The 25,850-nt window shown below is 62.0% G+C and carries 29 protein-coding genes; 12 read left to right on the forward strand and 17 right to left on the reverse strand.

The window, feature by feature from the left end:
- Positions 1 to 12 precede the first annotated feature (12 nt).
- Positions 13 to 360, reverse strand: coding sequence for an ArsR/SmtB family transcription factor (locus tag AC56QQ_RS23200; protein ID WP_489860602.1), 348 nt, complete (start codon positions 358 to 360; stop codon positions 13 to 15).
- Between the two features lie 142 nt (positions 361 to 502).
- On the reverse strand, positions 503 to 2,026 hold the full coding sequence (locus AC56QQ_RS23205; protein WP_497123515.1) for a LysM peptidoglycan-binding domain-containing protein: 1,524 nt from the start codon (positions 2,024 to 2,026) through the stop codon (positions 503 to 505).
- A gap of 114 nt (positions 2,027 to 2,140) precedes the next feature.
- Between AC56QQ_RS23205 and AC56QQ_RS23210 the strand changes: the two genes are divergently transcribed.
- A complete protein-coding gene (locus AC56QQ_RS23210) occupies positions 2,141 to 2,752 on the forward strand; it encodes an LOG family protein (protein ID WP_497123516.1) in 612 nt (203 codons plus the stop codon).
- On the opposite strand, the gene AC56QQ_RS23215 is transcribed toward AC56QQ_RS23210, so the two are convergent.
- On the reverse strand, positions 2,749 to 3,660 hold the full coding sequence (locus tag AC56QQ_RS23215) for a LysR substrate-binding domain-containing protein (protein ID WP_497123517.1): 912 nt from the start codon (positions 3,658 to 3,660) through the stop codon (positions 2,749 to 2,751). The two genes, AC56QQ_RS23210 and AC56QQ_RS23215, sit on opposite strands and share 4 nt — an antisense overlap.
- A 109-nt stretch (positions 3,661 to 3,769) precedes the next feature.
- On the opposite strand from AC56QQ_RS23215, the gene AC56QQ_RS23220 reads away from it, so the two are divergent.
- Positions 3,770 to 4,060, forward strand: a complete 291-nt coding sequence (locus AC56QQ_RS23220) for a hypothetical protein (RefSeq protein ID WP_497123518.1) — start codon at positions 3,770 to 3,772, stop codon at positions 4,058 to 4,060.
- 77 nt (positions 4,061 to 4,137) lie between these two features.
- Here AC56QQ_RS23220 and AC56QQ_RS23225 read toward each other — a convergent pair whose 3' ends face one another.
- Together AC56QQ_RS23225 and AC56QQ_RS23230 are read right to left on the reverse strand one after the other, a co-directional pair.
- Positions 4,138 to 5,253, reverse strand: a complete 1,116-nt coding sequence (locus tag AC56QQ_RS23225; protein WP_497123519.1) for a DUF262 domain-containing protein — start codon at positions 5,251 to 5,253, stop codon at positions 4,138 to 4,140.
- 94 nt (positions 5,254 to 5,347) lie between these two features.
- Positions 5,348 to 6,049, reverse strand: a complete 702-nt coding sequence (locus AC56QQ_RS23230) for an FRG domain-containing protein (RefSeq protein ID WP_497123520.1) — start codon at positions 6,047 to 6,049, stop codon at positions 5,348 to 5,350.
- Between the two features lie 367 nt (positions 6,050 to 6,416).
- Between AC56QQ_RS23230 and AC56QQ_RS23235 the strand changes: the two genes are divergently transcribed.
- Complete coding sequence (locus AC56QQ_RS23235) at positions 6,417 to 7,412, forward strand: transporter (protein WP_497123521.1); 996 nt, start codon at positions 6,417 to 6,419, stop codon at positions 7,410 to 7,412.
- Between the two features lie 4 nt (positions 7,413 to 7,416).
- Here AC56QQ_RS23235 and AC56QQ_RS23240 read toward each other — a convergent pair whose 3' ends face one another.
- The 8 genes from AC56QQ_RS23240 to cysS form a co-directional block, all read right to left on the reverse strand.
- Positions 7,417 to 8,100, reverse strand: a complete 684-nt coding sequence (locus AC56QQ_RS23240; protein ID WP_497123522.1) for a glutathione S-transferase family protein — start codon at positions 8,098 to 8,100, stop codon at positions 7,417 to 7,419.
- Between the two features lie 10 nt (positions 8,101 to 8,110).
- The gene (rarD, locus tag AC56QQ_RS23245; RefSeq protein ID WP_497123523.1) at positions 8,111 to 9,028 is read right to left on the reverse strand and encodes an EamA family transporter RarD; all 918 of its coding nucleotides are present in this window, start codon (positions 9,026 to 9,028) and stop codon (positions 8,111 to 8,113) included.
- Positions 9,029 to 9,111: 83 nt separating this feature from the next.
- A complete protein-coding gene (gene cimA, locus AC56QQ_RS23250; protein WP_497123524.1) occupies positions 9,112 to 10,734 on the reverse strand; it encodes a citramalate synthase in 1,623 nt (540 codons plus the stop codon).
- A complete protein-coding gene (gene pip, locus AC56QQ_RS23255; protein ID WP_497123525.1) occupies positions 10,731 to 11,687 on the reverse strand; it encodes a prolyl aminopeptidase in 957 nt (318 codons plus the stop codon). Before pip ends, cimA begins: the two co-directional genes overlap by 4 nt.
- Positions 11,684 to 12,160: a GFA family protein gene (locus AC56QQ_RS23260; RefSeq protein WP_489860593.1), complete on the reverse strand. Its 477-nt coding sequence runs from the start codon at positions 12,158 to 12,160 to the stop codon at positions 11,684 to 11,686. The genes pip and AC56QQ_RS23260 overlap by 4 nt, the downstream gene beginning before the upstream one ends.
- On the reverse strand, positions 12,157 to 12,648 hold the full coding sequence (locus AC56QQ_RS23265) for a GFA family protein (RefSeq protein WP_497123526.1): 492 nt from the start codon (positions 12,646 to 12,648) through the stop codon (positions 12,157 to 12,159). The genes AC56QQ_RS23260 and AC56QQ_RS23265 overlap by 4 nt, the downstream gene beginning before the upstream one ends.
- 6 nt (positions 12,649 to 12,654) lie before the next feature.
- On the reverse strand, positions 12,655 to 13,041 hold the full coding sequence (locus AC56QQ_RS23270; RefSeq protein WP_497123527.1) for a VOC family protein: 387 nt from the start codon (positions 13,039 to 13,041) through the stop codon (positions 12,655 to 12,657).
- Positions 13,038 to 14,474: a cysteine--tRNA ligase gene (gene cysS, locus AC56QQ_RS23275; protein ID WP_497123528.1), complete on the reverse strand. Its 1,437-nt coding sequence runs from the start codon at positions 14,472 to 14,474 to the stop codon at positions 13,038 to 13,040. Before cysS ends, AC56QQ_RS23270 begins: the two co-directional genes overlap by 4 nt.
- A gap of 408 nt (positions 14,475 to 14,882) precedes the next feature.
- Here cysS and AC56QQ_RS23280 point away from each other — a divergent pair, with 408 nt between their 5' ends.
- On the forward strand, positions 14,883 to 15,038 hold the full coding sequence (locus tag AC56QQ_RS23280; protein ID WP_091577141.1) for a hypothetical protein: 156 nt from the start codon (positions 14,883 to 14,885) through the stop codon (positions 15,036 to 15,038).
- Between the two features lie 71 nt (positions 15,039 to 15,109).
- Here AC56QQ_RS23280 and AC56QQ_RS23285 read toward each other — a convergent pair whose 3' ends face one another.
- Positions 15,110 to 15,871 carry an SOS response-associated peptidase gene (locus AC56QQ_RS23285; protein ID WP_497123529.1) on the reverse strand — a complete coding sequence of 254 codons (762 nt, stop codon included), beginning with the start codon at positions 15,869 to 15,871 and terminating at the stop codon, positions 15,110 to 15,112.
- A gap of 130 nt (positions 15,872 to 16,001) precedes the next feature.
- Here AC56QQ_RS23285 and AC56QQ_RS23290 point away from each other — a divergent pair, with 130 nt between their 5' ends.
- The 4 genes from AC56QQ_RS23290 (at position 16,002) to AC56QQ_RS23305 (ending at position 18,383) form a co-directional block, all read left to right on the forward strand.
- Positions 16,002 to 16,439: an NUDIX hydrolase gene (locus tag AC56QQ_RS23290; RefSeq protein ID WP_497123530.1), complete on the forward strand. Its 438-nt coding sequence runs from the start codon at positions 16,002 to 16,004 to the stop codon at positions 16,437 to 16,439.
- Between the two features lie 91 nt (positions 16,440 to 16,530).
- Entirely contained in the window at positions 16,531 to 16,908 is a 378-nt protein-coding gene (locus tag AC56QQ_RS23295; protein ID WP_497123531.1) for a TIGR02301 family protein, read from the forward strand.
- A gap of 361 nt (positions 16,909 to 17,269) precedes the next feature.
- On the forward strand, positions 17,270 to 17,527 hold the full coding sequence (locus AC56QQ_RS23300; protein WP_008874920.1) for a hypothetical protein: 258 nt from the start codon (positions 17,270 to 17,272) through the stop codon (positions 17,525 to 17,527).
- Positions 17,528 to 17,594: 67 nt separating this feature from the next.
- A complete protein-coding gene (locus tag AC56QQ_RS23305) occupies positions 17,595 to 18,383 on the forward strand; it encodes a hypothetical protein (protein WP_497123532.1) in 789 nt (262 codons plus the stop codon).
- Between the two features lie 105 nt (positions 18,384 to 18,488).
- On the opposite strand, the gene AC56QQ_RS23310 is transcribed toward AC56QQ_RS23305, so the two are convergent.
- Complete coding sequence (locus AC56QQ_RS23310) at positions 18,489 to 19,820, reverse strand: dihydroorotase (protein ID WP_497123533.1); 1,332 nt, start codon at positions 19,818 to 19,820, stop codon at positions 18,489 to 18,491.
- 83 nt (positions 19,821 to 19,903) lie between these two features.
- Here AC56QQ_RS23310 and ygfZ point away from each other — a divergent pair, with 83 nt between their 5' ends.
- The 3 genes from ygfZ to AC56QQ_RS23325 all read left to right on the forward strand — a co-directional run bounded on the left by ygfZ (position 19,904) and on the right by AC56QQ_RS23325 (position 23,620).
- Positions 19,904 to 20,782 carry a CAF17-like 4Fe-4S cluster assembly/insertion protein YgfZ gene (gene ygfZ / locus AC56QQ_RS23315; RefSeq protein ID WP_497123534.1) on the forward strand — a complete coding sequence of 293 codons (879 nt, stop codon included), beginning with the start codon at positions 19,904 to 19,906 and terminating at the stop codon, positions 20,780 to 20,782.
- Entirely contained in the window at positions 20,782 to 21,417 is a 636-nt protein-coding gene (locus AC56QQ_RS23320; protein WP_497123535.1) for an HD domain-containing protein, read from the forward strand. The genes ygfZ and AC56QQ_RS23320 overlap by 1 nt, the downstream gene beginning before the upstream one ends.
- Before the next feature lie 64 nt (positions 21,418 to 21,481).
- The gene (locus AC56QQ_RS23325; RefSeq protein WP_489860582.1) at positions 21,482 to 23,620 is read left to right on the forward strand and encodes a putative bifunctional diguanylate cyclase/phosphodiesterase; all 2,139 of its coding nucleotides are present in this window, start codon (positions 21,482 to 21,484) and stop codon (positions 23,618 to 23,620) included.
- Between the two features lie 11 nt (positions 23,621 to 23,631).
- Here AC56QQ_RS23325 and AC56QQ_RS23330 read toward each other — a convergent pair whose 3' ends face one another.
- Positions 23,632 to 24,522: a fatty acid desaturase family protein gene (locus AC56QQ_RS23330; RefSeq protein ID WP_497100639.1), complete on the reverse strand. Its 891-nt coding sequence runs from the start codon at positions 24,520 to 24,522 to the stop codon at positions 23,632 to 23,634.
- A gap of 112 nt (positions 24,523 to 24,634) precedes the next feature.
- Here AC56QQ_RS23330 and AC56QQ_RS23335 point away from each other — a divergent pair, with 112 nt between their 5' ends.
- Positions 24,635 to 25,546 carry a LysR substrate-binding domain-containing protein gene (locus AC56QQ_RS23335; protein ID WP_497123536.1) on the forward strand — a complete coding sequence of 304 codons (912 nt, stop codon included), beginning with the start codon at positions 24,635 to 24,637 and terminating at the stop codon, positions 25,544 to 25,546.
- An 18-nt stretch (positions 25,547 to 25,564) separates the two neighbouring features.
- Here the strand turns inward: AC56QQ_RS23335 and AC56QQ_RS23340 are convergent, their stop codons facing one another.
- Positions 25,565 to 25,837 (reverse strand): DUF3303 domain-containing protein, encoded by a 273-nt coding sequence (locus tag AC56QQ_RS23340; protein WP_489860580.1) that lies wholly within the window; start codon positions 25,835 to 25,837, stop codon positions 25,565 to 25,567.
- Between the last annotated feature and the right edge of the window lie 13 nt (positions 25,838 to 25,850).

The raw sequence follows: 25,850 nt of genomic DNA on the forward strand, positions 1-25,850 counted from the left end.
TCTTCTTATCTTTTAGCGGCCGGAGCAGCAGGACGTGACGAGCGCGCTCAGTGATGCGGAGACATCGGCGAGCGCGGCGCGGTCGACCGCGTAGCGCGAGCGCTGGCGGTCGGGTTCGAAGCGGACCAAGCCGGCCTCGACAAGGATTTTCAGATGCTGGGAAACCGTGGACTGAGCCAGATCGAGACGGTCGACGACCTCGCGGCAGCAGCAGGAGTTGCTGGCCGACAGATGTTTGAGGATTTCGATGCGCGCCGGGTGCGAAAGTGCCGCCAGCCGGGTGGCGATAGCGCGGCTGTCCACGGCGGGGCTTTCCGGCGCGCGCCAGCTTCCGCCTGCTTCAACGAGGGATTCGGTCATCGTCCATCGGCGATAAACGATGACCAGCCCTACGGCAAGCTGCGCTTATGGGCAGCGGCCGAGGGGATTGATACGTCGCATGTCGTTGCGGCAAGAACCGCGGCCCCTCGGATCAAGTCCGAGCGGCTGCTTGCTCAATGCATCAGTTTGTCTTGGCTGGCGCGGTCGTTGCCTGCTCGCCCATCGCCTTGAGGTCGGCGGCTTCGCCTTCCTTCGACTTTTCAGGCACCTTGAACACCTGCCCTGGCCAGATGCGGTCAGGATCGCTGATCTGGTCCTGGTTGGCGAGATAGATGGTCGAATAGCGCACGCCATGGCCGTAGACGCGCCGCGAAATCCGCCACAGCGTGTCGTGGCGGCGGATGATGATGGCGCCGTTGGCATGTTCGAGCTTGGGCGCCACGGTTTCGGGTACATCGCTTGGCGGCGTGGCCGCAGCGACGGCGGGCGCTTCGGCGGCGGGAGCCGGCGTCGTTGATGACGCGGCTGGTGCGGGCTCGGCCGGAGCAGCCGCGACTGCAGGGGCTGGCGCGGCGGGCGCTTCGGCGGCAGCTGGAGCCGCCGCCTTTGCTTCGGCGGGCTTGGGCTCCGCAGGCGCCACGGCGGCGATCGCTTCACCCGGTTCGCGCTCGAACGGTACGGCGGCGCGGGCCACCACCTTCACGCCATCGGCGTCGAGACCATCGACATGGATGGTGTAGCTGCCAACCGGAATGTCGCGCGTCGCCTCGACGAGGAAGTGACCGTCCGGCGACGTCTGCGCATCACCGAGCAGGATATCGTTGGCATAGGCCCGCACCTTGCGGCCGGCATCCGCGAGACCGGCAACAAAGATCTTGTTGCCGTCGATCTCGACCGCCTCGACGACGATCTTGGGCTCGGCAACTGGTGCGGCGGGCGGCGTTGCCGGTGCCGCCGGAGCAGGTGCTGCTTCCGCCACGGCCGGCGCTGGCGCCGCCGGGGCGGCTGGTGCCGCCGCTGGCGCTTCGGCTGCCGGAGCGGCAGCCTGGTCACCGGCGGCCGGTGCGGCCGGCTTTGTCTCGGGCGCCGGAACCGTGAGCAGTTCAGCCGGCTTGCCCGGCTCCTCGACCATGGCCAACACCTGGCCGGCCGCATTCGCGGGGACCGAGACGACAGCGGTCTGCGCCGAGGCGGTCACGACATCGCTGGTGGTCGAGCGCAGCGCAATTGTGTAGTCGCCGGGCTTCAGCGGATCGTCGAGCACGATGACAAAGGCGCCATCGGGACCGGCGACCGTCGAACCGAGCACAGTCGTGCCGTTGAGGATCTCCACCTTCGAGTTGGGCGCCGCATTGCCGGCGACGACGATCGAGCCGTTACTCTCGACACGCACGACATCGAAAGTCGGTGCAACCGGACCAGTCGTGGCGGGCGCGGGCGGTGCCACCGCCTCCGTTGCCGGTGCGGCCGGGGCCGTCGCCTGGGGTGCGGCGGCGGGAGCGGCCGGCACCGACGCCGGCGGCAGCCGCGCTTCCGTGCCGGGATCAGCCGGTTTCGGCGCCGCGGGCGGCGTCAACGCCGCCACTTCGGCCGGCGGCGTGCGATTGAGATACGGGTCGAGTGCGCCCGATACATAGGCGGTTCCTACGGCCGCGACGGTCCCACCCGCCGCGAACAAGAACGCCTTCAGTGGATTAATTGCCATATTTCCCTACCCCTTAGCCACCTAATGCCGGTCTAACCTGTTTTGCCATGACCGACAAGAAAAAGCCCGCCCTGGGCTTGACCACGCTTTCAGACACAATCACCAATCATCGGCATGAACACGATTCGATCCGTCTGTGTCTATTGCGGCTCGTCTCCGGGCCGCGATGAAATCTACGCCAAGGCCGGACACCTGCTCGGGCGCTCGATTGCGCGAGCCGGCCTCAGGCTGATCTATGGCGGCGGCACCAAAGGCATCATGGGCGCCGTCGCCGAAGGCGCGCTCAAGGCCGGCGGCAAGGTGACGGGCATCATTCCGCGCTTCCTGATCAACAGGGAAGCAACCGAAAGCGCGCTTGATCGGCTCGATGAACTCGTGATCACCGACAACATGCACGAGCGCAAACACAGGATGTTCGAGAAATCCGACGCCTTTGTGGCGTTGCCGGGCGGCATCGGCACGGTCGAGGAGATCGTCGAGATCATGACCCGGGCGCAGCTCGGCCATCACCGCAAACCGATCGTCTTCGGCAATGTCGGTGGATTCTGGGATCCGATGCTGGCTTTGCTCGACCACATGACGGCCGAGGGCTTCATCCATACCGCACAGCGGGTCAAGCCGCTGGTCGTCAATGACCCCGAGGCGATCGTCGCCGCCATCATGGTGGCCGGCTCGTCTGTCGACGCGCCGACCGAGGGCGTGCAGTCGGTGATCGACAAGCTCTAAGCCGGATCTGGCTGCGCGGCTTGATTGTCCACTGCTTGCCGCCACAAGCCGGCGATCACCGCGCGGCGGTCATGACGCCGCCAGGCGAGATGGATCGAAACCGTGCGTTCGAACCATGGCAGGTCGCGAAACACGATGCGTGGGGGTGCTGCGGCACGCAGGCTTGATTGCACCGTCGCCAGGCCAAGGCCGGCGCTGACCAGACCGAGCGAGGTCAGCGGGTCCGCTGTCTCATAGGCGATGTCGGGGAGAAAGCCGGCCTTGGCACAGGCGGCGAGGAACTGGCCACGGTTGGTATCGTCAGGCTGGCGCACGACAGTGATCCAGGTGCGGCCGTCGAGGTGGTGCGGTCCGATGTCCGACAACAGAGCAAGCGGATCATCCTCGGGGATGGCCAGCACCAGCGGCTCATGGCGCAGCGCCATGGCCGTGATGTCAGGATCATCGTCAGCGGGCGGCGAGTAGACGAAGCCCAGGTCCAGTGACCGCTGCCGCAGCCCCTCCAACTGCGCCGCCGAACGCAGGCTTCTCAACTGAAGATGAAAATCCGGCCGGTCGCGACGGAACTGGCGCAGCATCCCGGCGACAAGCCCGGCATGCACGGCCCCCTCGACATAGCCGATGGCGAGACGGCCGACGGCGCCGCTGGCTAGGTTGCGGCCGAACTCCTCCAATCGTCGCGCATTGGACAGCAGTGTGCGAGCTTCAGCGAGGAAGGCGCGGCCTTCGGCGTTGAGATGAACCCGTTGCTTCGCCCTTTCAAACAGAGCGACGCCGAGCTGCTCCTCGAGCTGCATGATCTGCCGGCTGAGCGGCGATTGCGAAATATGTAGGATTTCAGCGGCGCGGCCGACATTGCCGGTTTCGGCGACGGTGACGAAATAGCGGAGTTGCCGCAAGTCGAACATTTTCTCTCCGAGGCTTCAGCCCTGCAAGGTCTCAACTTTATCCTAATCAGTCTTGGACAGTCTGATCAGCCAAAGCGATAGTCGGCCATCCCAACCAAAGGAGACCGCCATGCAGTTCTTTGCCCTTCTCACCCGCAACACCGAAAAGTTCAGCGATGCCGATTTCGCTCCGCTGCTGCCTGCCGAGGCCGAGCAACGCCGCACGCTCTACGCCGAAGGCGCGGTGCGCCAGGTCTGGAACCGTGGCGACATTCCGGGCAGCGGCATGATGTTCGAGGCCGGCAGCGATGCCGACGTGCGCGGCCACCTCGGCACCCTGCCGCTGGTCAAGGCCGGCATGATGGACATTGCCGCGATCGTGCCGCTCAACCCCTATCCAGGCTTCGGCCCGAAGCGCTGAAGCCGAGATAGCCTGCGGCTGGTCGCGTTTTGCGCGGCCGACCGCTGGATTGTCGCCGGCGCAATATCAAGCCTCCATCAGGATTCTAAAAAAGGATCTTCATCTGAAATATCATAAGTATCATATATGTATTTAACAAAACCTATTTTTAGTATCTCGAACCTACCTCGGTGACTAACGGCGTCATTTGTGCTCCTATTAAGCGTATCATACCGAGAGTACTGCTGATCAACGCGGGACGACGATCCAAGTTCTTTCTGAGCTTCCCTATGAGCCCTTCGTTCCTTTTCAAAATGAAGAAGAAAAGGTCGTATATCATCTCTAAACCGCAAGGAGACATCCCGAACAAACCAGTAGTACACCGGGAAAATGCCGGCTGATGCCAAAAGTTCATCATGAGGCAGGAACACCCCGTCCATTGCGTCGAATGTGTCCACCGCGCGTCGCGCGGCAAGCTCTAGCTTGTTTTTATCAATCGGCTTTTTGTCGATCTGCATTCCACGCGCAAATTCATCCAGCGTAGTCTTCTTTGTGGTTACAGGCCGTTCTTCGTATTCAAAGATCAAAGCCTTGGCGGCGGCATTCTGGTCGCCAGCACGCTTGGTGCTAAAGCGTATCGATTCCTGAAAGATAGAATGCTCTGTCAGGCTCCGGATAACATCTGTTACAGGGCCAGCGATCGCATTTCGGACCTCTGCCCCAGTTAGTGGCTTACTCCTGTTCAGTCGGACAAACAACTCGTTGACATCTTTCTCGTCGTCAGCCACGACACTCATTATATCGAATAAGAAATTCTCGAATTCGTCGGCAACTTGCCGATAGTTGCGGCGCAAATCACGCAACCCTAAGCCACCAAGCTTTAGGGATGGATCGCTTCGCAGTACGAAATCCGCATTGAGGACAAGCTCGTTTTCAAAAAACTCGAAAACAGTTTCCATTCTCTGCTTTCCGTCAATTATTGCATAAGGGAGACGCTTCTCGTTCAAAGACGAGTTCCCATATTGAAAATCTGCAAGATAAAGCTTGGGGATATCAAACCCATTGATAATCGAATCGATGAGGAACCCTTTATCTTGCTGCGACCACAGGCGCCCTCTTCGCTGGTAAGGTGGAGAGAAATCAATGCTTTCTCTTCTGCCGTACCACCATACAAGCGTTCGGGTCTGGTGTGGAGTTATGTGGAGATTTCCCATCAGTAATATCCAAAGCTTCTCTTTATCTCTAAAGATAATCCAAATAAATCCGGATATATCGTAGATTCGGCAAATCCCTTTCTATAGAGGGATCTCAATATAGTGTCGATATTATTTTTTTTATAACAATTTTTTGAAGAGCCCCAGCGGGAAATTGACCATCCGAGAACGTCTTTTCCATTCCATCGAGTCCCTTTCCGAACAACGCAAAGACGCCTCGTTGGGCAACTATTCTCGGGCTATTGTGCGTTCCGTAAATCATAACTGGTATTGTTGCACGCTGCTCTACTTCAGACGTTGGGCTGTAGGCTTTTATTTCCTCACAATACTCATCCAGAACGCCACCTGAAAATGAAATATGCGCAAGCGCCGTCCTATTCCAAGCTACTGGGTCACACAACCAAAGCGCTATGTCGCCAGTCGGTTTGCCACGCTTATCTCGCGCCACAGATGTAAGGGCAAAGTATAGACCGACAAAAGGACTCTCACTCCAGTCTAAAAGCCGAGTTGGTATTCCATAGTGCTGCATATAAAACAGCATTCTCCATTCGTTGGTAAAATCCGTACTTACAAATGGGGGAGATCGCTGAGCAAAACTGTTGGCGATTCCCCTCTCGATTTTGCTCAATTCCTCTGGAGTCGGAGATGGCGTTCTTCGAGCAAGTGTTGGAACCAATCGATGGGTAGCAGCACCGGCGCCGCGGTACCATGATACCTCGCGGCTATTTTGAAAGGTTTCGATGTACTTAAGGATTCCAGCGAAAGAATCTGGATTATGCTCAGATATGTTCGTCAACCGCGCTCCCCCCGTGATCGGCCGCGCTTTGCTTATGCCAATTTCTACGAACCCAAGCAATCCTGTATGATCAGAAGCGATTGTTTCGCCAATGAGTGGGTACGGACCTGACCAGAAACCGTCGATGCAAAACTTCGCATCGACACCCGAAGCGAATAAAGACCAAGCTAGTGCAGCAGACGAAGATCCTTATAGTCGAACGGGCTGTCGCAAATCGCATCTCATGGTGTTGGGGAATGGCTGGCACAAAAGCTTGATACTCTGTCAAGAAACCGTCACACGAAACCGGCTTCACCCGTGCTAGAAATCGCGGTCAGGCGGTCGCCATGCGGCGCCATGTTCGAAACCTGCATCTGGCACGGCGCCCATGAACATTGCTCTCGCTCCGGAAGGCACCGACCTTTCGCCTTACCTGCCCGACGAGCATGGGCTGTTCTTCAGCTATCATTTCACCGCCGAAGGCGTGCGAACCAGGGACCCCGCGCAGGCGCGATGGACATGGCGCAGCTATCAGATCACCGACTTGCACGCCCGTCAGGAGATCGGCGCCGAAAAGGCTATGCCGGGGCCGGTGCGCGAGGCAATCCTTGCCCCCAGTCATGGCTGCCACATCGACTACGAGGACGGCTGGCTCCATGGCGATCTGCCGGACCTCAAGCACGATTTTTCGGAGGCGCGCGGGCTCGTTCATTTCCGCTTCGCCTTCAACGATTCGATGCTGATCGGCGCACGCAAGCAGCCGCTGGAGTCGGTCGACGCCGTCCGCAAGGCGGTGGAGAATGGATCGCGGAAATTCCGCTCGCCGGCGGAACTGATCGAGGCGGTCATGGGCCAGTCGCTTGACGGCATGTCGGGCGAGCTCGGCAAGCTCGGCGACATGCTCGACGGCATCGAGGACCGTGTCGTGCGCGATGCATGGCACAATGAGCGGCAAGCGCTGGTCGAGGCGCGCCGACAGTTGGTGGTGATCCATCGGCAGATGGCGACACTCACGAACCTGTTTCGCCATCTCGACCAATCGCATCGCGACGAGCTGCCTGACCCGATCAACGACATGGCGGCCAGGCTCTCGCACCGGGCACATACTCTCTATCATGACGGCGAGCAGTTGCAGGCGCGCACAAGGCTGTTGCAGGACGAACTGATGGCCAAGCTGACCATGCAGTCGAACCAGTTGCTCTATGTTCTCTCTGTCATGACCGCCGTGCTGCTGCCGATGACCATCATCTCCGGCCTGTTCGGCATGAATGTCGGCGGGCTGCCGCTTGTCGACACGCCAATGGGTTTCTGGGTGGTGACAGCGGTCTCACTTGCTATCGCTGCCATAACCTACCTGTTCGTCCGACGCCTCGGGCGACTATAAGCGGTCAAACCGCACGAAAATCCTCGACGATGGTGCCCGCTGCCGCGACTTCCGCTTCGTGGTCGGGCTCACGCCAGGTCTCGGCAAGGCCTGCCGCGTACCATTCGCGCATCGCCGGCAAGGCAAGCAATCGCTCCGGATAGGAGGCGGCGGCCCCCTCGAAAGAGAGCCCATAGGACTGGGCCCGAAACGCCACCGGGGCAAAGAAGGCGTCGACGGCGGTGAAATGGGCGCCGGCGAGAAACGGTCCACCGAAACGGGCAAGGCCATCGTTCCACAAATCGCCGAGGCGAAAGAGATCCTGCTTCAGCGCGGCGGACATCGGAAACGGTTTGACGCGCAGGCCGCAACTCATCGGACAGGCGCCGCGCAGCGCGGTGAAACTCGAATGCATTTCGGCGGCGGCCGAGCGCGCCCAGGCGCGCGCCCTGGCCTCGACGGGCCACACACCATGATGGCGCTCCGCCAGATATTCGGCGATGGCAAGCGAATCCCAGACCGCCCAGCCATCGTCGATTAGACACGGCACCCGGCCGCTGGGCGAGAAAGGCCGGTAGAGATCCCAACTCGATCCGGTCGGAAACGGCACCAGCCGCTCCTCGAACGGAATATCGAGCTCTCGCATCAATACCCATGGCCGCAGCGACCACGAGGAATAATTCTTGTTGGCGATATGCAGCAGGTACATCGAAAAATCCTTACCGGGCAGCCGCCCTTCGCGCTGTCGTCAACATCGACCAGGAATAGATCGCCAGTGCCGCCCAGATCAGGGCAAAGGCGACGGCCTGGGTGGTGCCGAAAGGCTCATCGAAGATCAGAACGGCGATCAGGAACACCATGGTCGGCGCGATATACTGCATGATGCCGATGGTGGAGAGGCGTAGCAACTTGGCGCCGAAGGCGAACAACAAAAGCGGCACCGACGTGACCGGACCGCAGCCGATCAGCAGCGCCGTATCGGCGCCACTGCTGGATACGATGTGGTCCTGCCCGGTCGCGATCAGGTAGGCGATGTAGCCGAGCGCCGGCACCGACAGCAAAAGCACTTCGAGCAAAAAGCCCTGGCTCGGGCCGATCGGCAGCGTCTTGCGGAAGAAGCCGTAGGCGGCGAAGGAAAAAGCCAGCGCCAGCGATACCCAGGGCAGCTTGCCGCCTTCGATCGTCAGGACCGTGACGGCGACCGCCGCCAGCACAACCGCCGCGATCTGCAGCCGGTCGAGACGCTCCCCAAGCAGCAGCGCGCCGACGACGACGCTGACCAGCGGATTGATGTAGTAGCCGAGAGCGGTCTCGACCGTGCGGTCGACGGCGATCGCCCAGACATAGATGCCCCAGTTGACCGAAATCAGCGCCGCCGTCAGAGCGGCCATGGCGATGGTGCGCGGTGAGCGCAATGCGGCCTTGAAATCCGCCGTGCGGCCGGCCCAGACAAGCACAGCGGCGGCGATCGGTACCGACCAGACGATGCGGTGGGCGATGACTTCGGCGAGCGGCAGATGCGCCACGGCTTTCATGTAGAAAGGCAGCAACCCCCACAAGAGATAGGCGCCCAGCGCCAGCAGAAAGCCGCGTCGTGCCTTCGAATCCGCGTCCAGGGTCATTGCTTCAGTGGCCATGGGCCAACGCTATGGCCCAGTCACCTTGGCAAGACCATCGCAAACTTCTGATGGATCAATGGACTTTCGCTGATGGTTCAACCCTACTCGGCGGCGACAAGTCCCGCCATGTCCCGGTTCTTCATCAGCTTGTAGACGATCGAATCCATCAGCGCCTGGAACGAGGCGTCGATGATGTTCTCGGAAACGCCGACCGTCCACCAGCGTGCGCCGGTGCCGTCATGCGATTCGATCAGCACGCGGGTGATCGCCTCGGTGCCGCCATTGAGGATACGCACCTTGAAGTCGGCGAGTTCGAGATCGGCGATCTCGCTCTGGTACTTGCCAAGGTCCTTGCGCAGCGCGATGTCGAGTGCGTTGACCGGGCCATGCCCCTCGGCCACCGACATCTTCTCCTCGCCCTCGACCAGCACTTTCACGATCGCTTCGGACACTGTCTTCAACTGGCCGTTGGCGTCAAAGCGGCGCTCGACCATGCAGCGGAATGAGGTGACATGGAAGAATTCCGGCAGGCCGTGCAGCATCTTGCGTGCCAAGAGTTCGAAGGAAGCATCCGCACCTTCATAGGCATAACCCTCGGCCTCGCGTTCCTTGACCACGGCAATCAGTGCATCGAGCCTGTGGTCGTCCTTCGGCACGTCGATGCCGCGCCGCTTCAGTTCGGCGAGAAAATTGGCCCTGCCGCCCTGGTCGGAAACCATGACGCGGCGGCGGTTGCCGACCGTTTCCGGGGGTACATGCTCATAGGTCGCGGGCTCCTTGGCCAACGCCGAGGCATGGATGCCTGCCTTGGTGGCGAAGGCCGAGGCGCCGACATAGGGTGCCTGCGCTTCCGGGGCGCGGTTCAGCAGTTCATCGAAGGCGCGCGACAGGCGCGAAATGCCGGTCAGCGCGTCGACCGAAATGCCCGTCTCGAAACGATCCGCAAAAGCCGGCTTCAGCGCCAGCGTCGGCACGATCGAGATCAAATTGGCATTGCCGCAGCGCTCGCCAATGCCGTTCAGCGTGCCCTGGATCTGGCGCACGCCGGCCTCGACCGCGGCCAGCGAATTGGCGACTGCCTGGCCGGTATCGTCATGGGCATGAATGCCGAGATTGTGGCCTGGTATCCCGGAGGCGATCACCTTCTCGACGATGGCGCGGACTTCCGAAGGCTGCGTGCCGCCATTGGTGTCACACAGCACCACCCAGCGCGCGCCGGCGTCGTAGGCGGTCTTGGCGCAGGCCAGTGCATAGTCTGGATTGGCCTTGAAGCCGTCGAAAAAATGCTCGCAGTCGACCAATGCCTCCTTGCCGGAAGCAATCGCTGCTTCGACGGAGGCCTTGATGGCGTCGAGGTTTTCCTCATTGCTGCAGCCGAGCGCGACGCGGACATGGTAATCCCAGCTCTTGGCGACGAAACAGATGGCATCCGACTTCGATTGCACGAGCGCTACCAAGCCGGGGTCGTTGGACGCCGACACCCCTGCCCGCTTGGTCATGCCGAAGGCAACGAACTTGGCGCGCGCCGTGCGCTTCTTCTGGAAGAAGGCGGTATCGGTCGGGTTGGCGCCGGGATAACCGCCCTCGACATAGTCGATGCCGAATTCGTCGAGCAGCCTGGCGATGGCGATCTTGTCCTCAACCGAAAAATCGATGCCCGGCGTCTGCTGGCCATCGCGCAGTGTGGTGTCGAAGAGATAGAGACGCTCGCGGGTCATGGTCATTTGCCCGCAAACTTGTCCGTCGCCCGGATCAGCCGGTCAAGGATGCCCGGCTCCGAATAAGCGTGGCCGGCACCTTCGATCAGGTGGAAGTCCGCCTTCGGCCAAGCCTTGTGCAGTGCCCAGGCATAGCGCGCCGGACACGGCATGTCGTAGCGGCCATGGACGATGGTGCCGGGAATATCCCCAAGCTTGAAGGCATCGCGCAGCAGCTGCCCCTCTTCCAGCCAGCCGGCATGGACGAAATAGTGGTTCTCGATGCGGGCAAAGGCGACGGCGTAGTCGTCCTCACCGAATGGACCGCTGGTTTCAGGCTCCGGCAACAGCGTGATCGTCTCGCCTTCCCACAAGCTCCAGGCGCGAGCAGCCTCGATCTGCGCCTTGCGGTCGCTGCCGACCAGCCGCTTGCGATAGGCGGCCATCATGTCACCGCGCTCAGCTTGCGGGATCGGCGCGAGGAACCGTTCCCATTTGTCCGGGAACATTTCCGAGACGCCGAACTGATAATACCATTCGAGTTCGGCACGCGTCAGCGTGTAGATGCCGCGCACCACCAGTTCGCTGACGCGATCTGGGTGGGTTTCGGCATAGGCCAGCGCCAGCGTCGAACCCCAGGAGCCGCCGAACACCAGCCATTTGTCGAAGCCCGCCATCTCGCGCAAGCGCTCGATGTCGGCAACGAGATGCCAGGTCGTATTGGCCTCGAGCGATGCATTGGGCGTCGATTTCCCGCAGCCGCGCTGGTCGAACAGGATGACATCGTAGAGCTTCGGGTCGAACAGCCGCCGGTGTTTTGGCGAAATGGTGCCGCCTGGCCCGCCATGCAGGAACACCGCCGGCTTGGCGCCCTTGGTGCCGGAACGCTCCCAGTAGACCTGATGGCCGTCGCCGACATCGAGCATGCCGGAATCGAAGGCCTCGATCTCGGGATAGAGGGTACGCAATCGACTGCTCATAGTTGCAAACCCTTGGTCGGCCAGTCCGCTGTTTCATGGTCGGGGTGCTGGAAGGAGATGATCTGCTCCTGCCGGGCGTAATAATCAGGATCCTGGTGGACGGGCTGATCGAAGATCGTCTCCACCCAAGGCAGCCGCGCGGCGTAGTTGACCTGGATCCGTGGGGCGAGATCGGAGCGGTCATCGAAGGCGCCGATGGCGATCTCGAGCCCGCCGGGCTGCCGGTAGGTCAGCGGCGTACCGCAGCGGGCGCAGAAGCCACGATCGATGTTGACCGACGACTGGAAATAGCTCGGCTCTTCATGGGTCCATTCGACGCCATCCTTGGGCACCGTCACCAGCGCACCGAAGAACGAGCCGAACTGCTTCTGGCACATGCGGCAATGGCAGATCGAGGGACGGCCTAGCGCCCCGCGAATGCGGAAACGCACGGCGCCGCACTGGCAGCCGCCGGTTCGTATTGTCTCGGTCATGACTTTTCCTTTGGCGGCCATTGTTCGGTGTCGTGGTCGGGATGCTGGTAGGAGACGAGTTCGGCGAGGTACGGCGCCGATCCGATATCGGCCATCGTGTCCTCGGACGGCAGTTTGGGAATGCCGTCGACGTAAGGAAGCTTGGCCTCGACGCCCCACTGGATCGTCGGCGCGATGCCTGACGGATCGTCAAAGGCTGCGATCGCAAGCGCCATGCCGTCCGGCGCCTCGAAGGTCAGCGGCGTGCCGCATTCGGCGCAGAAGCCGCGCCAGGCGACATTGGACGAGCGGAAGCGTTTTAGTTCGCCACGCGTCCAGTCGAGCGTGGCGCCGCGCACCGAAACCAGCGGCAGATAGAAATTGCCGCTCGCCTTCTGGCACATGCGGCAATGGCAGATCGAAGCGTCGCCAAGCGCGCCCTCGACGCGGAAGCGCACCGCACCGCACTGGCAGCCACCGGTGTAGACCGGCCGGTTGTCGAGGCTCATGACTGCTTACTCCGGCACATGGCAGACCGCCTCGACATTGTTGCCGTCGGGATCGAAGACGAAGGCGCCGTAGTAGTTCGGGTGATAGTGCGGGCGCAGGCCCGGCCCGCCATTGTCCTTGCCGCCGGCGGCGAGTGCGGCTGCGTGGAAGGCATCGACCTCGGCGCGGCTGCGCGCCGTGAAAGCGACGTGCTGGTGATCCCTGGGTTTGTCCTTGCCGGCGTGCAGCCAGAACACCGGCCGGTCGCGGCCATAGCCGCCAACCTCCGCGCCGCCGGTGTATTCCTGCGGCACCATGTAGAGGAGTGCTGCCCCCAGCGGCGCCATCGCCTTGTCGTAGAAAGCCTTCGAAGCGTCGAAATCGGCCACGGTGATGCCGAGATGGTCGATCATCTTTTTACCTCCCAGGTGGTGATGCGTTCGCCGGTGGCGGGGTCCTTGCCGTCCTTCAACTGTACACCTTGTGCCAACAGTTCGTCGCGGATGCGGTCGGCCTCGGCCCAGTTCTTCGCCGCGATGAGCGCGAGGCGATTGGCGATCGTTCTGGCGACCTTGTCCTCATCCACCTCCGCCGAGGCGACATCGAAGCCAAGGAACAGCAGCGACGCCTTTAGCGCAGCAGCGGCTTCGTTGCTGTCGGCGGCTTCGCCGGCCAACTGCGTCAGGACCTGGAAAGCGGCATAGGTGGCGAGATCGTCCGACAAGGCATCGATGACCTCCACGGGCAACTGCCTTGCCGCCGCCGGCGCCAGGTCCGCCGCCCTTTTCCATTTGCGTAGCGTGTTCTCCGCCTCTTCCAGCTTGCGCACGGAAAAATCGATCGGCTCGCGATAATGCGTCATCAGCATTGCCAGCCGCAGCACCTCGCCCGGCCATTTGCGGCCACCAAAAGTCTCCGTCTCCAGCAGTTCGTTGATCGAATAGAAATTGCCGAGGCTCTTCGACATCTTCTGCCCCTCGACCTGCAGAAAGCCGTTGTGCATCCAGATGTTGGCCATGACATCGGTACCGTGCGCGCAGCGCGACTGGGCGATCTCGTTCTCATGGTGAGGGAAGATCAGGTCGAGCCCGCCGCCATGGATGTCGAACACCTCGCCGAGATAGGCGGCCGACATCGCCGAGCACTCGATGTGCCAGCCCGGCCGGCCCCTGCCCCAGGGCGAATTCCAGCCCGGCTCCTCCGGCGACGAGAGCTTCCACAGCACGAAATCGCCGGGGTTCTTCTTGTGCGCGTCGACGGCGATGCGAGCGCCGGCCTGCTGCTCGTCGAGATTGCGCTTCGACAATTGTCCATAGTCCGGCATCGACGCGGTGTCGAACAGCACTTCGCCTGCCGCGACATAGGCATGGCCGCGTTCGACCAGGCTTTGAATCAAGGTGATCATGTCGGCCTTGCCGTCAGCGCGGGGTTCGACGAATTCGGTGGCGCGCGGCTCGAATGTTGGCTCCAGGCAGCCGAGCGTCGCCACATCCCTGTGGAACTGGTCGGCGGTCTTTTCGGTGACCCGCCGGATTGCCTCGTTGAGCGAAAGTGCCCCGGAAGCGATCTCGCCGCCGAAATCACGCAGGGCGCGCGCGTTAATCTTGTCGTCGACATCTGTGATGTTGCGCACATACGTGACGTGCGCTTCGCCGTAGACATGGCGCAGCAAACGGAACAGCACATCGAAGACGATCACCGGCCGCGCATTGCCGATATGGGCAAAATCGTAGACCGTCGGGCCGCAGACATACATGCGCACATTGCGCGGATCGATCGGGACGAAATCCTCCTTGCTCCGCGTTAGCGTGTTGTAGAGGCGCAGGCCCTTCGATGCGTCAGACATTCGTGCCTTCCCGGTCCGTTGATAGTGAAGCCCTGCCTGCGCCGAAGGCGCAAATCGGGCTCCAGCCTGCTGGCCGGGGCGTTTGTCCAATCTAGGGGAAGATGAGGCGAAAACGTCCGGACCAGCGCGAGGCTAGCCAATAATGCAAATGCCACAAATGGCGAAAGACGTTTTCATGGGCGGCTTTATCGCCTTGGCCGGTGTTGCCGTCAAGTCGCTGGTTCTGAGAAAAACGTCACGAAGACTGGCAAACGCGTGGTTCGATCACGCGGAATCAGGCAGTGAAACATTTTATTAAACATGTCGGCACAGTCATGAAACATTCGCCGGCTAGATCACCACACGTCACGATTTGGTCGGATTCGGCCAGCAAACGCAGACACTGAAATGTTACCTGGGAAGAGAGACATGGCTCGCAGCAAGCAGGAATCCAACCGCGCCAAGCAACCGGCGCTGGCCAACCACTATCGCGCAATTGGCCCGGCGGCGATCGTCGCCGCCCTTCTCCACACCGCGAAGAAGAAAAAGCCGGCGCAGAAGATCGTATCCCCCCGCGCTGCCTGAAGCAGTATTCGGCCGGCGCCAAAGGCGCCGGGCATGATGGCGCTGAATGCGCCTCAAAATAGCAGCCTCTGCTAAAACAGCGTCATCTGACTGTCGTCCGCGCCGGGCTTCTGGCGCTTGACCTTCTCGGGCTCCGGCCCGATCTCGCCCCTCTCCTGTATCTCCGGTCCGGTGTTGGCGACCTTGTTGACAAGGTCGGAGACCGGAATTGCCTCGAAGAAACCTGTTGGCGCCGGCCGCAACAGGTCGGCGACATCGCGGGGCTCGAGCGTACGGCAATCCAGCCAGCGGACGAAATCCCTGGGATCGATCACCACCGGCATGCGATCATGGATGTGGGCGATGTCGGCATTGGCGTTGGCGGTCAGGATGGCGCCGGTATCCATTTCCGAACCACCAGGCTCGGCATAGGTCTCGACAAGGCCGGCAAAGGCGACCAATCCGCCTTGCCTGGGCCGGATCCAATAGGGCTGCCCCTTCTTGCCGCCGGTCTGCCGCCACTCGTAGAAACCTGACGCCGGCACCAGCGCGCGGCGATGACGCATGGCGGCCTTGAACGAGGCCTTTTCGGCTGCCCCTTCGGAGCGCGCGTTGAACAGCAGCGGAAACTCCCTGGTGTCCTTGACCCAGGTTGGGATGAGCCCCCAGCGCACCAGCACCGACTGCCGGTCCGGCAGATTCGAGCCCGGTGCCCGCTGGGCGCCGGCGGTCGCCATCAGGATCGGCTGCGTCGGGGCAATGTTGTAGCGCGCCGGGAAATCCTCCAGTTCCGCCAAGCCTAGAAAGGCGGCGGTCTGGTCCGGCGTCGCGGTCAAGGCAAAGCGTCCGCACATGGTCGGTTGGTGCCCTTAAAACGGTTCGGTTTGAAAGTGGCGATGGAACCGGCGTTGCGCAACCGCTAAAGCTTCCCCATGCTGGGCGGTCCACAACAGTCCTGCCTTCAATGAGCCCGATCGGAAATCCATGAACGAAGCGCGCAGGACACTTCCGGCAGTCTCGGTGGCCGTCGTGCGTGGCCAAAGCGTGCTCCTGGTCAAGCGAGCGCGGCAACCGTCACAAGGGCTCTATGCCTTTCCGGGCGGCAAGGTCGAGGCCGGCGAAACGCTGGAGGATGCGGCAAAGCGCGAGCTGCTGGAGGAGACGGGCTTGCGGGCCACCAATTACCGCCCGCTCCGGGAACTCCATATCGATGGCAGGGACGACAGCCACCCGGTCGACTATCTCCTGACGGTGTTCGGTGCCGCCTATGCCGGCGGCGAGGCGGTGGCCAGCGACGACGCCGAGACAGCGGCCTTCTATACGCTCGACGAGATGACGGCGCTGCCGCTCGCCGGCTCGGTGTTCGCGGTCGCCGAAGACTTGCTGGATCCTGGTGGAAACGCTGGGCTGCTGCAGCGGTGAAAATCGCCTTGCGGGCGACAAATTGTTTCGTCACAAAGGCTTATGCTGTTTGGCGGCCACAACGGCTTACGCCGTTCGGCAGGGAAGGCTCATGAACCGTCCATCCAGGTACCTCGCCATATATCTTGCCGTCAGTGCGGCTGTCTCGACGCGGCCGGCGCTGAGCGCCGAGTCGCCGTTCGAGCCGGGCCTGATGCGGCTGGCGGAGGTTCTGGGATCGCTGCATTTCCTGCGCAATTTGTGCGGAGAGAAAGGCGATCAGTGGCGCGTCGAAATGCAGAAGCTGCTCGATTCGGAAAATCCGGATGCCGAGCGACGCGCCCGCTTCATCGCCAGCTTCAATCGCGGCTACCGCTCCTTCGGCGGCACCTATACGCAGTGCACGGCCTCGGCAACCGAAGCCATCAGCCGCTACATGAAGGAAGGCGAGACGCTGTCGCGCGACATCGCTTCGCGTTACGGAAACTAGGCATTCCGGACTGCTCATCAACAAGTATCCGAGCCACCGCCGGCGCCAGCGGACATATACGGCTTGTGCCAGACGATATGTTGGTGCAATCCTGATGTTGCTCTTGTGCAACAGTATTAACGAAACGTTACCGCGCGAATGCGAAATTAACTCAAACTGAAGGTTTTCGCCCCGCAGCCCTCCCTAATCGGCTAAGTTTGACCCGAGCTGAACGCAGCTTCGCACAAGGCAATCGGGCTCTGTGAAAGACGATCAAAAAAATGTCGTATTTACAGATACTTACTTGACCCTGCGTGTGAAATGAACAGATCAGGCCCGATCCACATCGACGGATTGCTGCTTGAAAGGGTGGACATCGCATATGGAACATGGTGTCAACGACATCGACGCGCTGGTCAGGGAAGAAAAACGCCTGACCGCCGTGGAAAGCCACAGCGAAGCCTGGGCGGAAGGTCTCTCCGCCGGCATAGAGCCCGAAATCATTGCCGAAGCAGCGCTTGAGACGGCGTTCGGCGAGATGCTGCGTGCCAATGGCGAGACCTCGGCCCTTGCCCTGCTCGACCGTATGCGTGAAAAGGTGATTGCTGGCGCCTTCGAACCTGAACGGCTGCGGCACTGAACCGACGTCCGGTTCTTTGACGATATGCCGCTCGGGCATGATGCCCGGAATCAAGGAGAAGCGGGCAGTGAATTTTTCGATGTCAGGCAAGCCGCGTGGCTTGGTCCTTTACATCTGCTTCGCCGCTTGCAGTGCCGCGATTCCCTTGGTTGCATGCCTCGTGAGCAGCCCAGCCTATGCGCTGAGCGAGATCAAGCGCGACGAGCTCCCCTCCCCGGTCCAGCCTTCGGCCGACGACGACATGTTGCCGCCCGGAAGCGCCGTGCCGATGCCCGACCCGGTCGGAACGCCGCCTTCGACCAGCCAACCGGCTGCGCCGAACGAGGCCGAGCCCGACAGCCCACCCGACGGGGGCGTGACCAGACCGCGCGTCGATCCGGACACGCCGATACCCGAGGTCGTCTACGATCTCGACAAACTGCCCGAGCCGGTGCGGCGCATGCACAATCTGATCGTCGAAGCCTGCAAGAGCGGCGACATCGAAAAACTGCGGCCTTTGATCGGTAAGGGCGACAGCACGACGCAATTGTCGCTGACCGACATAGACGGCGACGCCATTGCCTTCCTCAAGGGCCTCTCCGGCGACCCGGAGGGGCAGGAAATCCTGGCCATCCTGGAGGAAGTGCTCGATGCCGGCTACGTCCACCTCGATGCCGGCACGCCGGAAGAGCTCTATGTGTGGCCGTATTTCTTCGCGCTACCGTTGGACAAGCTCGACGCCAAGCAGCGGGTTGAGCTGTTCAAGATCGTCACCGCGGGCGACTTCGATGACATGAAGCAGTTCGGCGCCTACATCTTCTACCGCGTCGGCATCACGCCCGCCGGGCAATGGACCTTCTTCGTCGCCGGGGACTGATTCTTCCGCCAAGCGGCGTGGTCAAACAACCCGCTCGTGTCTGAGCCGAATGCCCGTTGATCGCCGGCGATCTTGCGGATCGCCTTTCCAGCGCCGTCGAAACAGCTAACCCGCCAGTGCCTCGGAGAACTCCACCGCCCTGCCCTGGCTTGGCGTGACGATTTCGCCCTCCCACATGACGCGGCGGCCGCGAATGACGGCGCCGACCGGCCAACCGGTGACTTGCTTGCCATCATAGGGTGTCCAACCGGCTTTCGACCCTGCCTGCGCATTGGTGATGGTCTCGCGCCGCTTCATGTCGACAATGGTGAAGTCGGCATCGTAACCGGCGGCGATGCGGCCTTTTCTTGCCATGCCGAAGATACGCTGCGGGCCGTGGCTGGACAGGTCGACGAAGCGCTGCAGGGTCAACCGGCCGGCATTGACGTGGTCGAGCATGATCGGCACCAGCGTCTGCACGCCGGTCATCCCCGACGGCGACGCCGGGTACGGCTTTGCCTTCTCGGCCAGCGTGTGCGGCGCGTGGTCGGAGCCGAGCACGTCGACAATGCCTTGCACAATGCCATGCCAGACGCCGTCGCGATGGCGCGCGGCACGCACCGGCGGATTCATTTGAATGAGCGTGCCCAGCCGCGCGTAATCGTCCGCCGACAGCGTCAGATGATGCGGCGTCGCCTCGCAGGTCGCGACATCCTTGTGCTGTTCGAGGAACACAATTTCCTCGGCCGTCGAGATGTGCAGCACGTGGATGCGGGCGCGAACGCTTCGTGCGATGCGGACCAGCCGCTCGGTGCAGCGCAAGGCGGCGATCTCGTCGCGCCAGACCGGGTGCGATGAAGGATCCCCCTCGATGCGTTCGCCAAGACGCTCGCGCAGCCGGAACTCGTCCTCCGAATGAAAGGCGGCGCGGCGGCGCGTGTTCCTCAGGATCGAAGCGACGCCCTCGTCGTCCTCGACCAGCAGGTCGCCGGTCGACGAGCCCATGAAAACCTTGATCCCGGCAGCGCCCGGCAGCCGCTCAAGCTCGCCGACATCCCTGGCGTTCTCACGGGTGCCGCCGACCCAGAAGGCGAAATCGCAATGCATGCGACCATTGCCACGTCGGACCTTGTTGGCAAGCGCTGCCTCGCTGGTGGTAAGCGGATTGGTGTTGGGCATCTCGAACACGGCGGTGACGCCGCCAAGCACCGCCGCGCGCGAGCCCGTTTCCAGGTCTTCCTTGTGCTCCAGTCCCGGTTCGCGAAAGTGCACCTGGCTGTCGATGACACCTGGCAGGATATGCAGGCCGCGGCAGTCGATCGTCTCGCCGGCCGACGCATGTGAGAGATCGCCGATGGTGGCGATGCGCCCGCCCCGAACACCGATGTCGCGAAAACCTTCGCCATCATGGTTGACCACGATGCCGCCTGTCAGGATGAGGTCGTAGGTCGTGGCCATATGGGTCCAGTCTCTTGCAGGGGGAGTGCCAGCGGCTTACGTAAAGGCCGACCGTTTTGCAAGATCAGGTTCAATTCCCGCCAATGCCCTTTGCCCTGCTGAAAGACCGCGCCCTCATTTCCGTGTCCGGCCCGGATGCCGAGCATTTTCTGCAGAACATAGTAACCACCGATCTCGATGCACTCGGCGCCAGCGAAGCAAAGCCGGGTGCCCTGCTTTCACCGCAAGGCAAGATCCTGTTCGATTTCCTGATCTCGCGCGCCGGCGAGAATACCTTTCGGCTCGAATGCCGCGCCGACACTGCAGGCGATTTCGTGCGCCGGCTGACACTCTACAAACTACGCGCCAAGGCCGAGATAACCAAGGTCGATCAAGCACTTGTCACCGTTGCGTGGGGAAAGGAGTCAACGACCTCGCACTTAGATTCCACGATGGGGGCCGATTCAACGGCGGTGGTCGACCGACGCTTTTCCGGTGATGTCGTTACCCGCTCCTATGGCAATGCCGCGGCGAGCGGCGACCCCACCGCGTGGCAGGCCTTTCGTATCGCCCACGGCATTGCCGAAAGTGGGGCCGACTACGCGCTCGGCGAAGCATTCCCGCATGACGTGCTGCTCGACGAAACGGGCGGTGTCGGCTTCAAGAAGGGCTGCTACATCGGCCAGGAGGTCGTTTCGCGCATGCAGCATCGCGGCACGGCCAGGCGGCGCGTGCTGATCGTCCAGGCCGGGCTTGCCCTGGCCGCCGCGGGCACCGAACTCACCGTCGACGGACGGACGGTCGGCTCGCTCGGCTCGAATGTCGGCACGACCGGGCTTGCCATTGCCCGCATCGACAGGGTCAAGACGGCGCTCGACGCCGGCCTGCCGATCATGGCGGGAGACGTCCCGGTTACGGTGGCCATTCCCGGCTGGGCGAAGTTCACCTTCCCACAGGAAGCCGTCGGCGCGGAGGAGGCCTGATGGTGGCCGATCGCGTCGGCGCGCCGCCGCGTGCCTGGCAGCGCATGCTGTCCGGCCGCCGGCTCGACCTGCTCGACCCCTCGCCGCTCGACATCGAAATCTCCGACATTGCGCATGGGCTCGCCCGCGTCGCCCGCTGGAACGGCCAGACCAGTGGTGAGCATGCGTTTTCGGTTGCCCAGCACTCACTGCTGGTCGAAGCGCTGTTCTGCGACCTGGTGCCTGCGGCTTCGGCTGACGCCCGGCTGGCGGCACTGCTGCACGACGCACCCGAATATGTCATCGGCGACATGATCTCACCGTTCAAATCGGTGATGGGCGGCAGCTACAAGGACTGCGAGTTAAGATTGCAGCGCGCCATTCATTTGCGCTTCTCGCTGCCGCCAGAACCAACCGCGGCGTTGCGCAAGGAAATCAAGCGCGCCGACCAGATCGCCGCCTATTTCGAGGCAACGCTGCTTGCTGGCTTTTCGACCGCCGAGGCGACCGAGTTCTTTGGCCGCCCGCGCGGTTTCAACGCCGACCGCTTCGATTTCACGCCACGCTCCGTGACCTGGGCACAGAATGCGTTCCTGAAGCGCTTTTCCGCCATCGAGAAGTCACGCGGTCAGGTTCCTGCACCCGCGGTCAGCTGAAAACGCTAAATTAACCGGCTGCGGCCACAGTATCCCGTTCAATCACGAACCGCAGGCGCGCTTCATGCCCGTTGATGTCAAGGATGGTTCGGCCGTCCCGAAACGGGGCGCCGAAGGCGTGGATCGTTCGCGCCATATGGAAGACGAACTGCGCGAACAGAACGAACGTTTTTCGGCCGCGGTCGAGAACATGTCGCACGGGCTGTGCATGTTCGACGCCGACGAGCGGATGATCATCTGCAACCGCAACTACCTCGACATCTTCTGTCTCGACGCCAGCGTGATCCGAACCGGCACCCGGTTCCTCGACATCCTGCGGCACAGCGTAGACATCGGGATTGCTTCGCAAAGCGCTGATGAGCTCTACGCCATCCGCAAGCCCTATATCGACCAGGCCAGACCCTCGACCTACGAGGAGACGCTGTCCGATGGTCGCATCATCAACATCTCGCATCGCCCGCTGGCTTCGGGCGGCTGGGTCTCGATCTACGAGGACATCACCGAGCAGCGGCGCGCCCAACAGGATCTCAAGGAACAGCACCGCCGCTTCGACGCGGCGCTCGCCAACATGTCGCAAGGGCTGCTGATGTACGACGCCGACGGCAGGCTGATCGTGTGCAACGGGCGTTTTCTGGAACTCTACAACGTCACCGCAGCGGACTTCCCGCTCGGAACAACGCACCGCGACGCGCTCGAACGATTGCTGGAACTCGGCATCTATACGAAGATCGACGTAGACAGCGAAGTCGCCAAAACCGAGGCCTGCCTGGTGGCGGGAAAAATGCATTCGACATATCGGCATCTTACCGACGGCAGGACGGTTCTGGTCACGCGTCAGCCGATGAGCGGTGGCGGTTGGGTGGCGACCTTCGACGACGTCACCGAGCGCCGCCGCACCGAAGAGCGCATGACCCATCTTGCGCATCACGATACGCTGACCGGGCTGCCCAACCGCTCGATGTTTCGCGAACGGCTCTACCTTGCGCTGGAGGACGCAGCGGCCACGCCACTGGCGGTCTTCTCGCTCGATCTCGACCGCTTCAAGGCCGTCAACGACACCTGGGGACATCCTGCCGGCGACTGGCTGTTGAAAAGCGTGGCCGAGAGGCTGCAGCGTTGCCTACACAATGAAACAGACATCGTGGCTCGGTTCGGCGGCGACGAATTCGTCATCATCCAGTTCAATTTCAAGGGCATCGCCCATGCTGAAAAACTGGCGAAACGCATCGTCGAGGCAATCGCAAAACCGTTTCGCGACAAGAACCGGGACATGCATGTCGGCATCAGCCTGGGCATCTCCGTTTTCCCCGACGACGGCAGCGACGCCGATACTCTGCTGAAAAACGCCGATACGGCGCTCTATCGGGCGAAGAGTGAAGGGCGCAACCTGTATCGCTTCTTCGAGCCCGGAATGGACGCCATGGTGCAGGCCCGCCGGGCGCTTGAGGTCGATCTCGAGACAGCGCTGCCACGCCAGGAATTCGATCTCGATTTCCAGCCCCTCATGAACATAGAATCCGGCGAGATCATCGGCGCGGAGGCCCTGATGCGCTGGCATTCCCCAGCGCGCGGCACGGTGGCGCCGGACGAGTTCATTCCGGTCGCCGAGGAAACCGGACTGATCGTGCCACTTGGCGAGTGGGCACTGAGGAAGGCCTGCGCGGCGGCGGCAAGCTGGCCTGCTGGCGTGCGCATCGCAGTCAATGTTTCCGCCGTGCAGCTCAAAAGCGGCGGTTTCGCCCGCAGCGTCATCTCGGCGCTGGCCTTTTCCGGCGTGCCGGCCAATCAGCTGGAACTGGAGATCACCGAAACCGTGCTGATGGACGAGAGCGAAACCGTGCTGAAGACGCTGCGTCAATTGCGCGAGCTCGGCATCCGCATCGCGCTGGACGATTTCGGCACCGGCTATTCCTCGCTTGGTTATCTCAGGCGTTTTCCCGTCGACAAGATCAAGATCGATCGTTCTTTCATCCACGACCTGGGCAATCGCGATACCGCGGCGATCGTTCGCACCATCATCGGGCTGGGTGCCGAACTCGGCATCACCGTCACCGCCGAGGGTGTGGAGACCGAGGCGCAGCTCGACTTCCTGCGCGCCAATGGCTGTGTCGAGGCGCAGGGCTATCTGATCGGCGTACCGTCAAAGGCGGCGGACATTCAGCGCCTGCTGAAATCGCGCGTCTTGCACAGCCAGATCGGCTGAGACCGACCTCGTCAGCGCAGTGTCTCGATATACTTGCCGTGGAAGCTCACATAGCCCGGTTCGACGACCTTCAGATGCCGTTCTATCAGCGCATGAAACGCCGGCAGTTGATGAAACGGCACGCCGGGATAGGCATGGTGCTCGGCATGGAAAGGCATGTTCCACGCCAGCTTGCGCACAAACCAGTTCGTCAGCGTGGTCCGTGTGTTCTCCAGCATGTTGGCGACGAACGGACAACGGCCGTGCTCGGCGAGCAGATAGAGCCGCAGAAACGGCTGCCCGAGCAAGGCCGGCACGATCCAGACATAGAGAAGCACGGTGAGCCGGAAATACACCGCGAGGAAAATGACGACCGCATAGAAGGCAATCATGGCGCGTGCCTCGACCCGCACCTTGGCGTGGCCTTTTGGCGGAACGTAGCTTTGCCGGGCTCGATCTATCGCATTGGCATAAAGCGTCTTTAGGTGCCCCCACCATAACGGGATGCCTGATATGTGGATCAGATATTGCCGCAGGGTTTCCGGTTTGGGGAAGGCCAGTTCCGGGTCGTTCCGTGGGTCCTGCGTGTATCGATGGTGAGCGAAATGGAAGTAGCGGAACCAGTCCGCTGGCAGCGCGATCGCCAGGCTACACACCCGCGCCACGGCATCATTCAGCCACTGCGTCTCAAAAGCTGTGCGATGAACCGTCTCGTGCAGCGGCGTGAACAGGAACACGATCAGGATGCCTTGCGGCAGCATCAGCAACGGCCAGAACGGCACCTTCGCGGCAATCAGCGATCCAATGATCACGATCGCCCCCCAATGAGCGCCGAGTTGGACGAGACCCGCAACGTCGGACTTGGCGGTCAGGCGATTGCGCTCTTCGGGCGTCATGGATGCAATAATGTCGCGATGGTCCATCGGCCTCGATCCCGGCTTGGATTTGACGAAGCCCACCGTAGCCGATGAAAAAACTTTCCAAAAACGACGATTTCTGCGATTTGGATAAGCTGAGCTTATCTATCTGGCAATCATGGTCGCACTTCCATCCCTGAAAGGACTTCAGGCCTTCGAGGCCGCGGCACGCACGGGCAGTTTTGCCGCGGCGGCGGAAGAGCTTTCGGTCTCGGCCGCGGCCGTCAGCCAACTCATCCGCACGGTGGAGGAGCAGATCGGCCGCAAGCTGTTCCACCGCGTCAACCGCCGTGTCGTCCTCACCGAGGCCGGCGTCGAGATGCTGCCCAGGCTGACCATGGCCTTCCAGGAGATTGGCGGCGTCTCACGCGAACTGGGCGGCGACGCATTCCGCCCGCGCCTGGTGGTCTCGGTACCGCCATCGATGGCCATGGGCTGGCTTTCCCGGCGTCTCACCGGCTTTGTCACGAGCCACGGCGCCGTCGACATATCGCTCAGAGGTGATCACGATCCGGTATCGTTCGACCGTGAGCTGATCGACATCAGGCTCTCCTACGGTCCACATTATCGCGAACACCCGACCGAGGACATTGTTCGTGACGCCGTCTATCCCGTCTGCGCGCCCAGGCTCACCCACGCTACCGAACCCGACAGCCTCGGCGGCCTGCCGCTCATCCATACCGATTGGGGACCGACCGGTGCATCCTTTCCGTCCTGGCGCAACTGGTTCGAGGCGGCCGGCATCGAGCCGGGCCGGGCAGCGCAGCGTGGCCTCTCGGCCAACTCATCGCGGGCAGCACTCGACCTTGCCATTTCGGGGTTGGGCGTAGCATTGGCGCAAGGCGTCTATTGTGCCGAAGCGGTGGAGGACGGCAGGCTGGTCCGGCCCCTCGCCCGCGCGCTGGAGCTGCGCCAGCCTTATTGCCTGACGATCCCGGAGCGGAGCGCGAGGCGCGACGTCGTTGCGGCGTTCCGTGCCTGGCTGATCAACGAATGCAGGCGCGCAGTGGGCTCGCCAGCGCTGCGTTGACCCGACTGGCGGCAATGGTCAGAGGTGCCCGCTCAATGCCTCCGCCATGTCCTTGCTCGTCGCCACGGGAACAATCTCGAATTCCACCAGATCCGCCCATTCGATGACCCAGCGCTGCAGTAGCGTGACGTCATCGGCCTCCACCAGCATGAAGCAGCGGCTCATATCCGCCGCGATCCAGCTGTGGTGCACGACAAGCTCATCCGGCTTCAGGCGGCCCCGGTCGCGAAAGCGGCGATAGATATCCTTGCGGTCGCAGCCGGTGAAATCCTCGATCACGATGAACTGCATGTTTCCCTCTCGG

It is taken from the genome of Mesorhizobium sp. RCAM 05099 (assembly GCF_059683685.1).

What these genes read in the sequence shown, in the direction of transcription:
- cimA (WP_497123524.1), bottom strand. Translation starts at nt 10,734, where the DNA reads ATGACCATGACCCGCGAGCGTCTCTATCTCTTCGACACCACACTGCGC.
- AC56QQ_RS23260 (WP_489860593.1), bottom strand. Translation starts at nt 12,160, where the DNA reads ATGACCGAGACAATACGAACCGGCGGCTGCCAGTGCGGCGCCGTGCGT.
- AC56QQ_RS23210 (WP_497123516.1), top strand. Translation starts at nt 2,141, where the DNA reads ATGAACACGATTCGATCCGTCTGTGTCTATTGCGGCTCGTCTCCGGGC.
- AC56QQ_RS23205 (WP_497123515.1), bottom strand. Translation starts at nt 2,026, where the DNA reads ATGGCAATTAATCCACTGAAGGCGTTCTTGTTCGCGGCGGGTGGGACC.
- AC56QQ_RS23240 (WP_497123522.1), bottom strand. Translation starts at nt 8,100, where the DNA reads ATGTACCTGCTGCATATCGCCAACAAGAATTATTCCTCGTGGTCGCTG.
- AC56QQ_RS23310 (WP_497123533.1), bottom strand. Translation starts at nt 19,820, where the DNA reads ATGGCCACGACCTACGACCTCATCCTGACAGGCGGCATCGTGGTCAAC.
- AC56QQ_RS23285 (WP_497123529.1), bottom strand. Translation starts at nt 15,871, where the DNA reads ATGTGCGGACGCTTTGCCTTGACCGCGACGCCGGACCAGACCGCCGCC.
- AC56QQ_RS23295 (WP_497123531.1), top strand. Translation starts at nt 16,531, where the DNA reads ATGAACCGTCCATCCAGGTACCTCGCCATATATCTTGCCGTCAGTGCG.
- AC56QQ_RS23320 (WP_497123535.1), top strand. Translation starts at nt 20,782, where the DNA reads ATGGTGGCCGATCGCGTCGGCGCGCCGCCGCGTGCCTGGCAGCGCATG.
- AC56QQ_RS23340 (WP_489860580.1), bottom strand. Translation starts at nt 25,837, where the DNA reads ATGCAGTTCATCGTGATCGAGGATTTCACCGGCTGCGACCGCAAGGAT.
- AC56QQ_RS23200 (WP_489860602.1), bottom strand. Translation starts at nt 360, where the DNA reads ATGACCGAATCCCTCGTTGAAGCAGGCGGAAGCTGGCGCGCGCCGGAA.
- AC56QQ_RS23220 (WP_497123518.1), top strand. Translation starts at nt 3,770, where the DNA reads ATGCAGTTCTTTGCCCTTCTCACCCGCAACACCGAAAAGTTCAGCGAT.
- AC56QQ_RS23270 (WP_497123527.1), bottom strand. Translation starts at nt 13,041, where the DNA reads ATGATCGACCATCTCGGCATCACCGTGGCCGATTTCGACGCTTCGAAG.
- AC56QQ_RS23290 (WP_497123530.1), top strand. Translation starts at nt 16,002, where the DNA reads ATGAACGAAGCGCGCAGGACACTTCCGGCAGTCTCGGTGGCCGTCGTG.
- ygfZ (WP_497123534.1), top strand. Translation starts at nt 19,904, where the DNA reads ATGCCCTTTGCCCTGCTGAAAGACCGCGCCCTCATTTCCGTGTCCGGC.
- AC56QQ_RS23335 (WP_497123536.1), top strand. Translation starts at nt 24,635, where the DNA reads ATGGTCGCACTTCCATCCCTGAAAGGACTTCAGGCCTTCGAGGCCGCG.
- AC56QQ_RS23280 (WP_091577141.1), top strand. Translation starts at nt 14,883, where the DNA reads ATGGCTCGCAGCAAGCAGGAATCCAACCGCGCCAAGCAACCGGCGCTG.
- rarD (WP_497123523.1), bottom strand. Translation starts at nt 9,028, where the DNA reads ATGGCCACTGAAGCAATGACCCTGGACGCGGATTCGAAGGCACGACGC.
- AC56QQ_RS23325 (WP_489860582.1), top strand. Translation starts at nt 21,482, where the DNA reads ATGCCCGTTGATGTCAAGGATGGTTCGGCCGTCCCGAAACGGGGCGCC.
- cysS (WP_497123528.1), bottom strand. Translation starts at nt 14,474, where the DNA reads ATGTCTGACGCATCGAAGGGCCTGCGCCTCTACAACACGCTAACGCGG.
- AC56QQ_RS23330 (WP_497100639.1), bottom strand. Translation starts at nt 24,522, where the DNA reads ATGGACCATCGCGACATTATTGCATCCATGACGCCCGAAGAGCGCAAT.
- pip (WP_497123525.1), bottom strand. Translation starts at nt 11,687, where the DNA reads ATGAGCAGTCGATTGCGTACCCTCTATCCCGAGATCGAGGCCTTCGAT.
- AC56QQ_RS23300 (WP_008874920.1), top strand. Translation starts at nt 17,270, where the DNA reads ATGGAACATGGTGTCAACGACATCGACGCGCTGGTCAGGGAAGAAAAA.
- AC56QQ_RS23265 (WP_497123526.1), bottom strand. Translation starts at nt 12,648, where the DNA reads ATGAGCCTCGACAACCGGCCGGTCTACACCGGTGGCTGCCAGTGCGGT.
- AC56QQ_RS23225 (WP_497123519.1), bottom strand. Translation starts at nt 5,253, where the DNA reads ATGGGAAATCTCCACATAACTCCACACCAGACCCGAACGCTTGTATGG.
- AC56QQ_RS23235 (WP_497123521.1), top strand. Translation starts at nt 6,417, where the DNA reads ATGAACATTGCTCTCGCTCCGGAAGGCACCGACCTTTCGCCTTACCTG.
- AC56QQ_RS23215 (WP_497123517.1), bottom strand. Translation starts at nt 3,660, where the DNA reads ATGTTCGACTTGCGGCAACTCCGCTATTTCGTCACCGTCGCCGAAACC.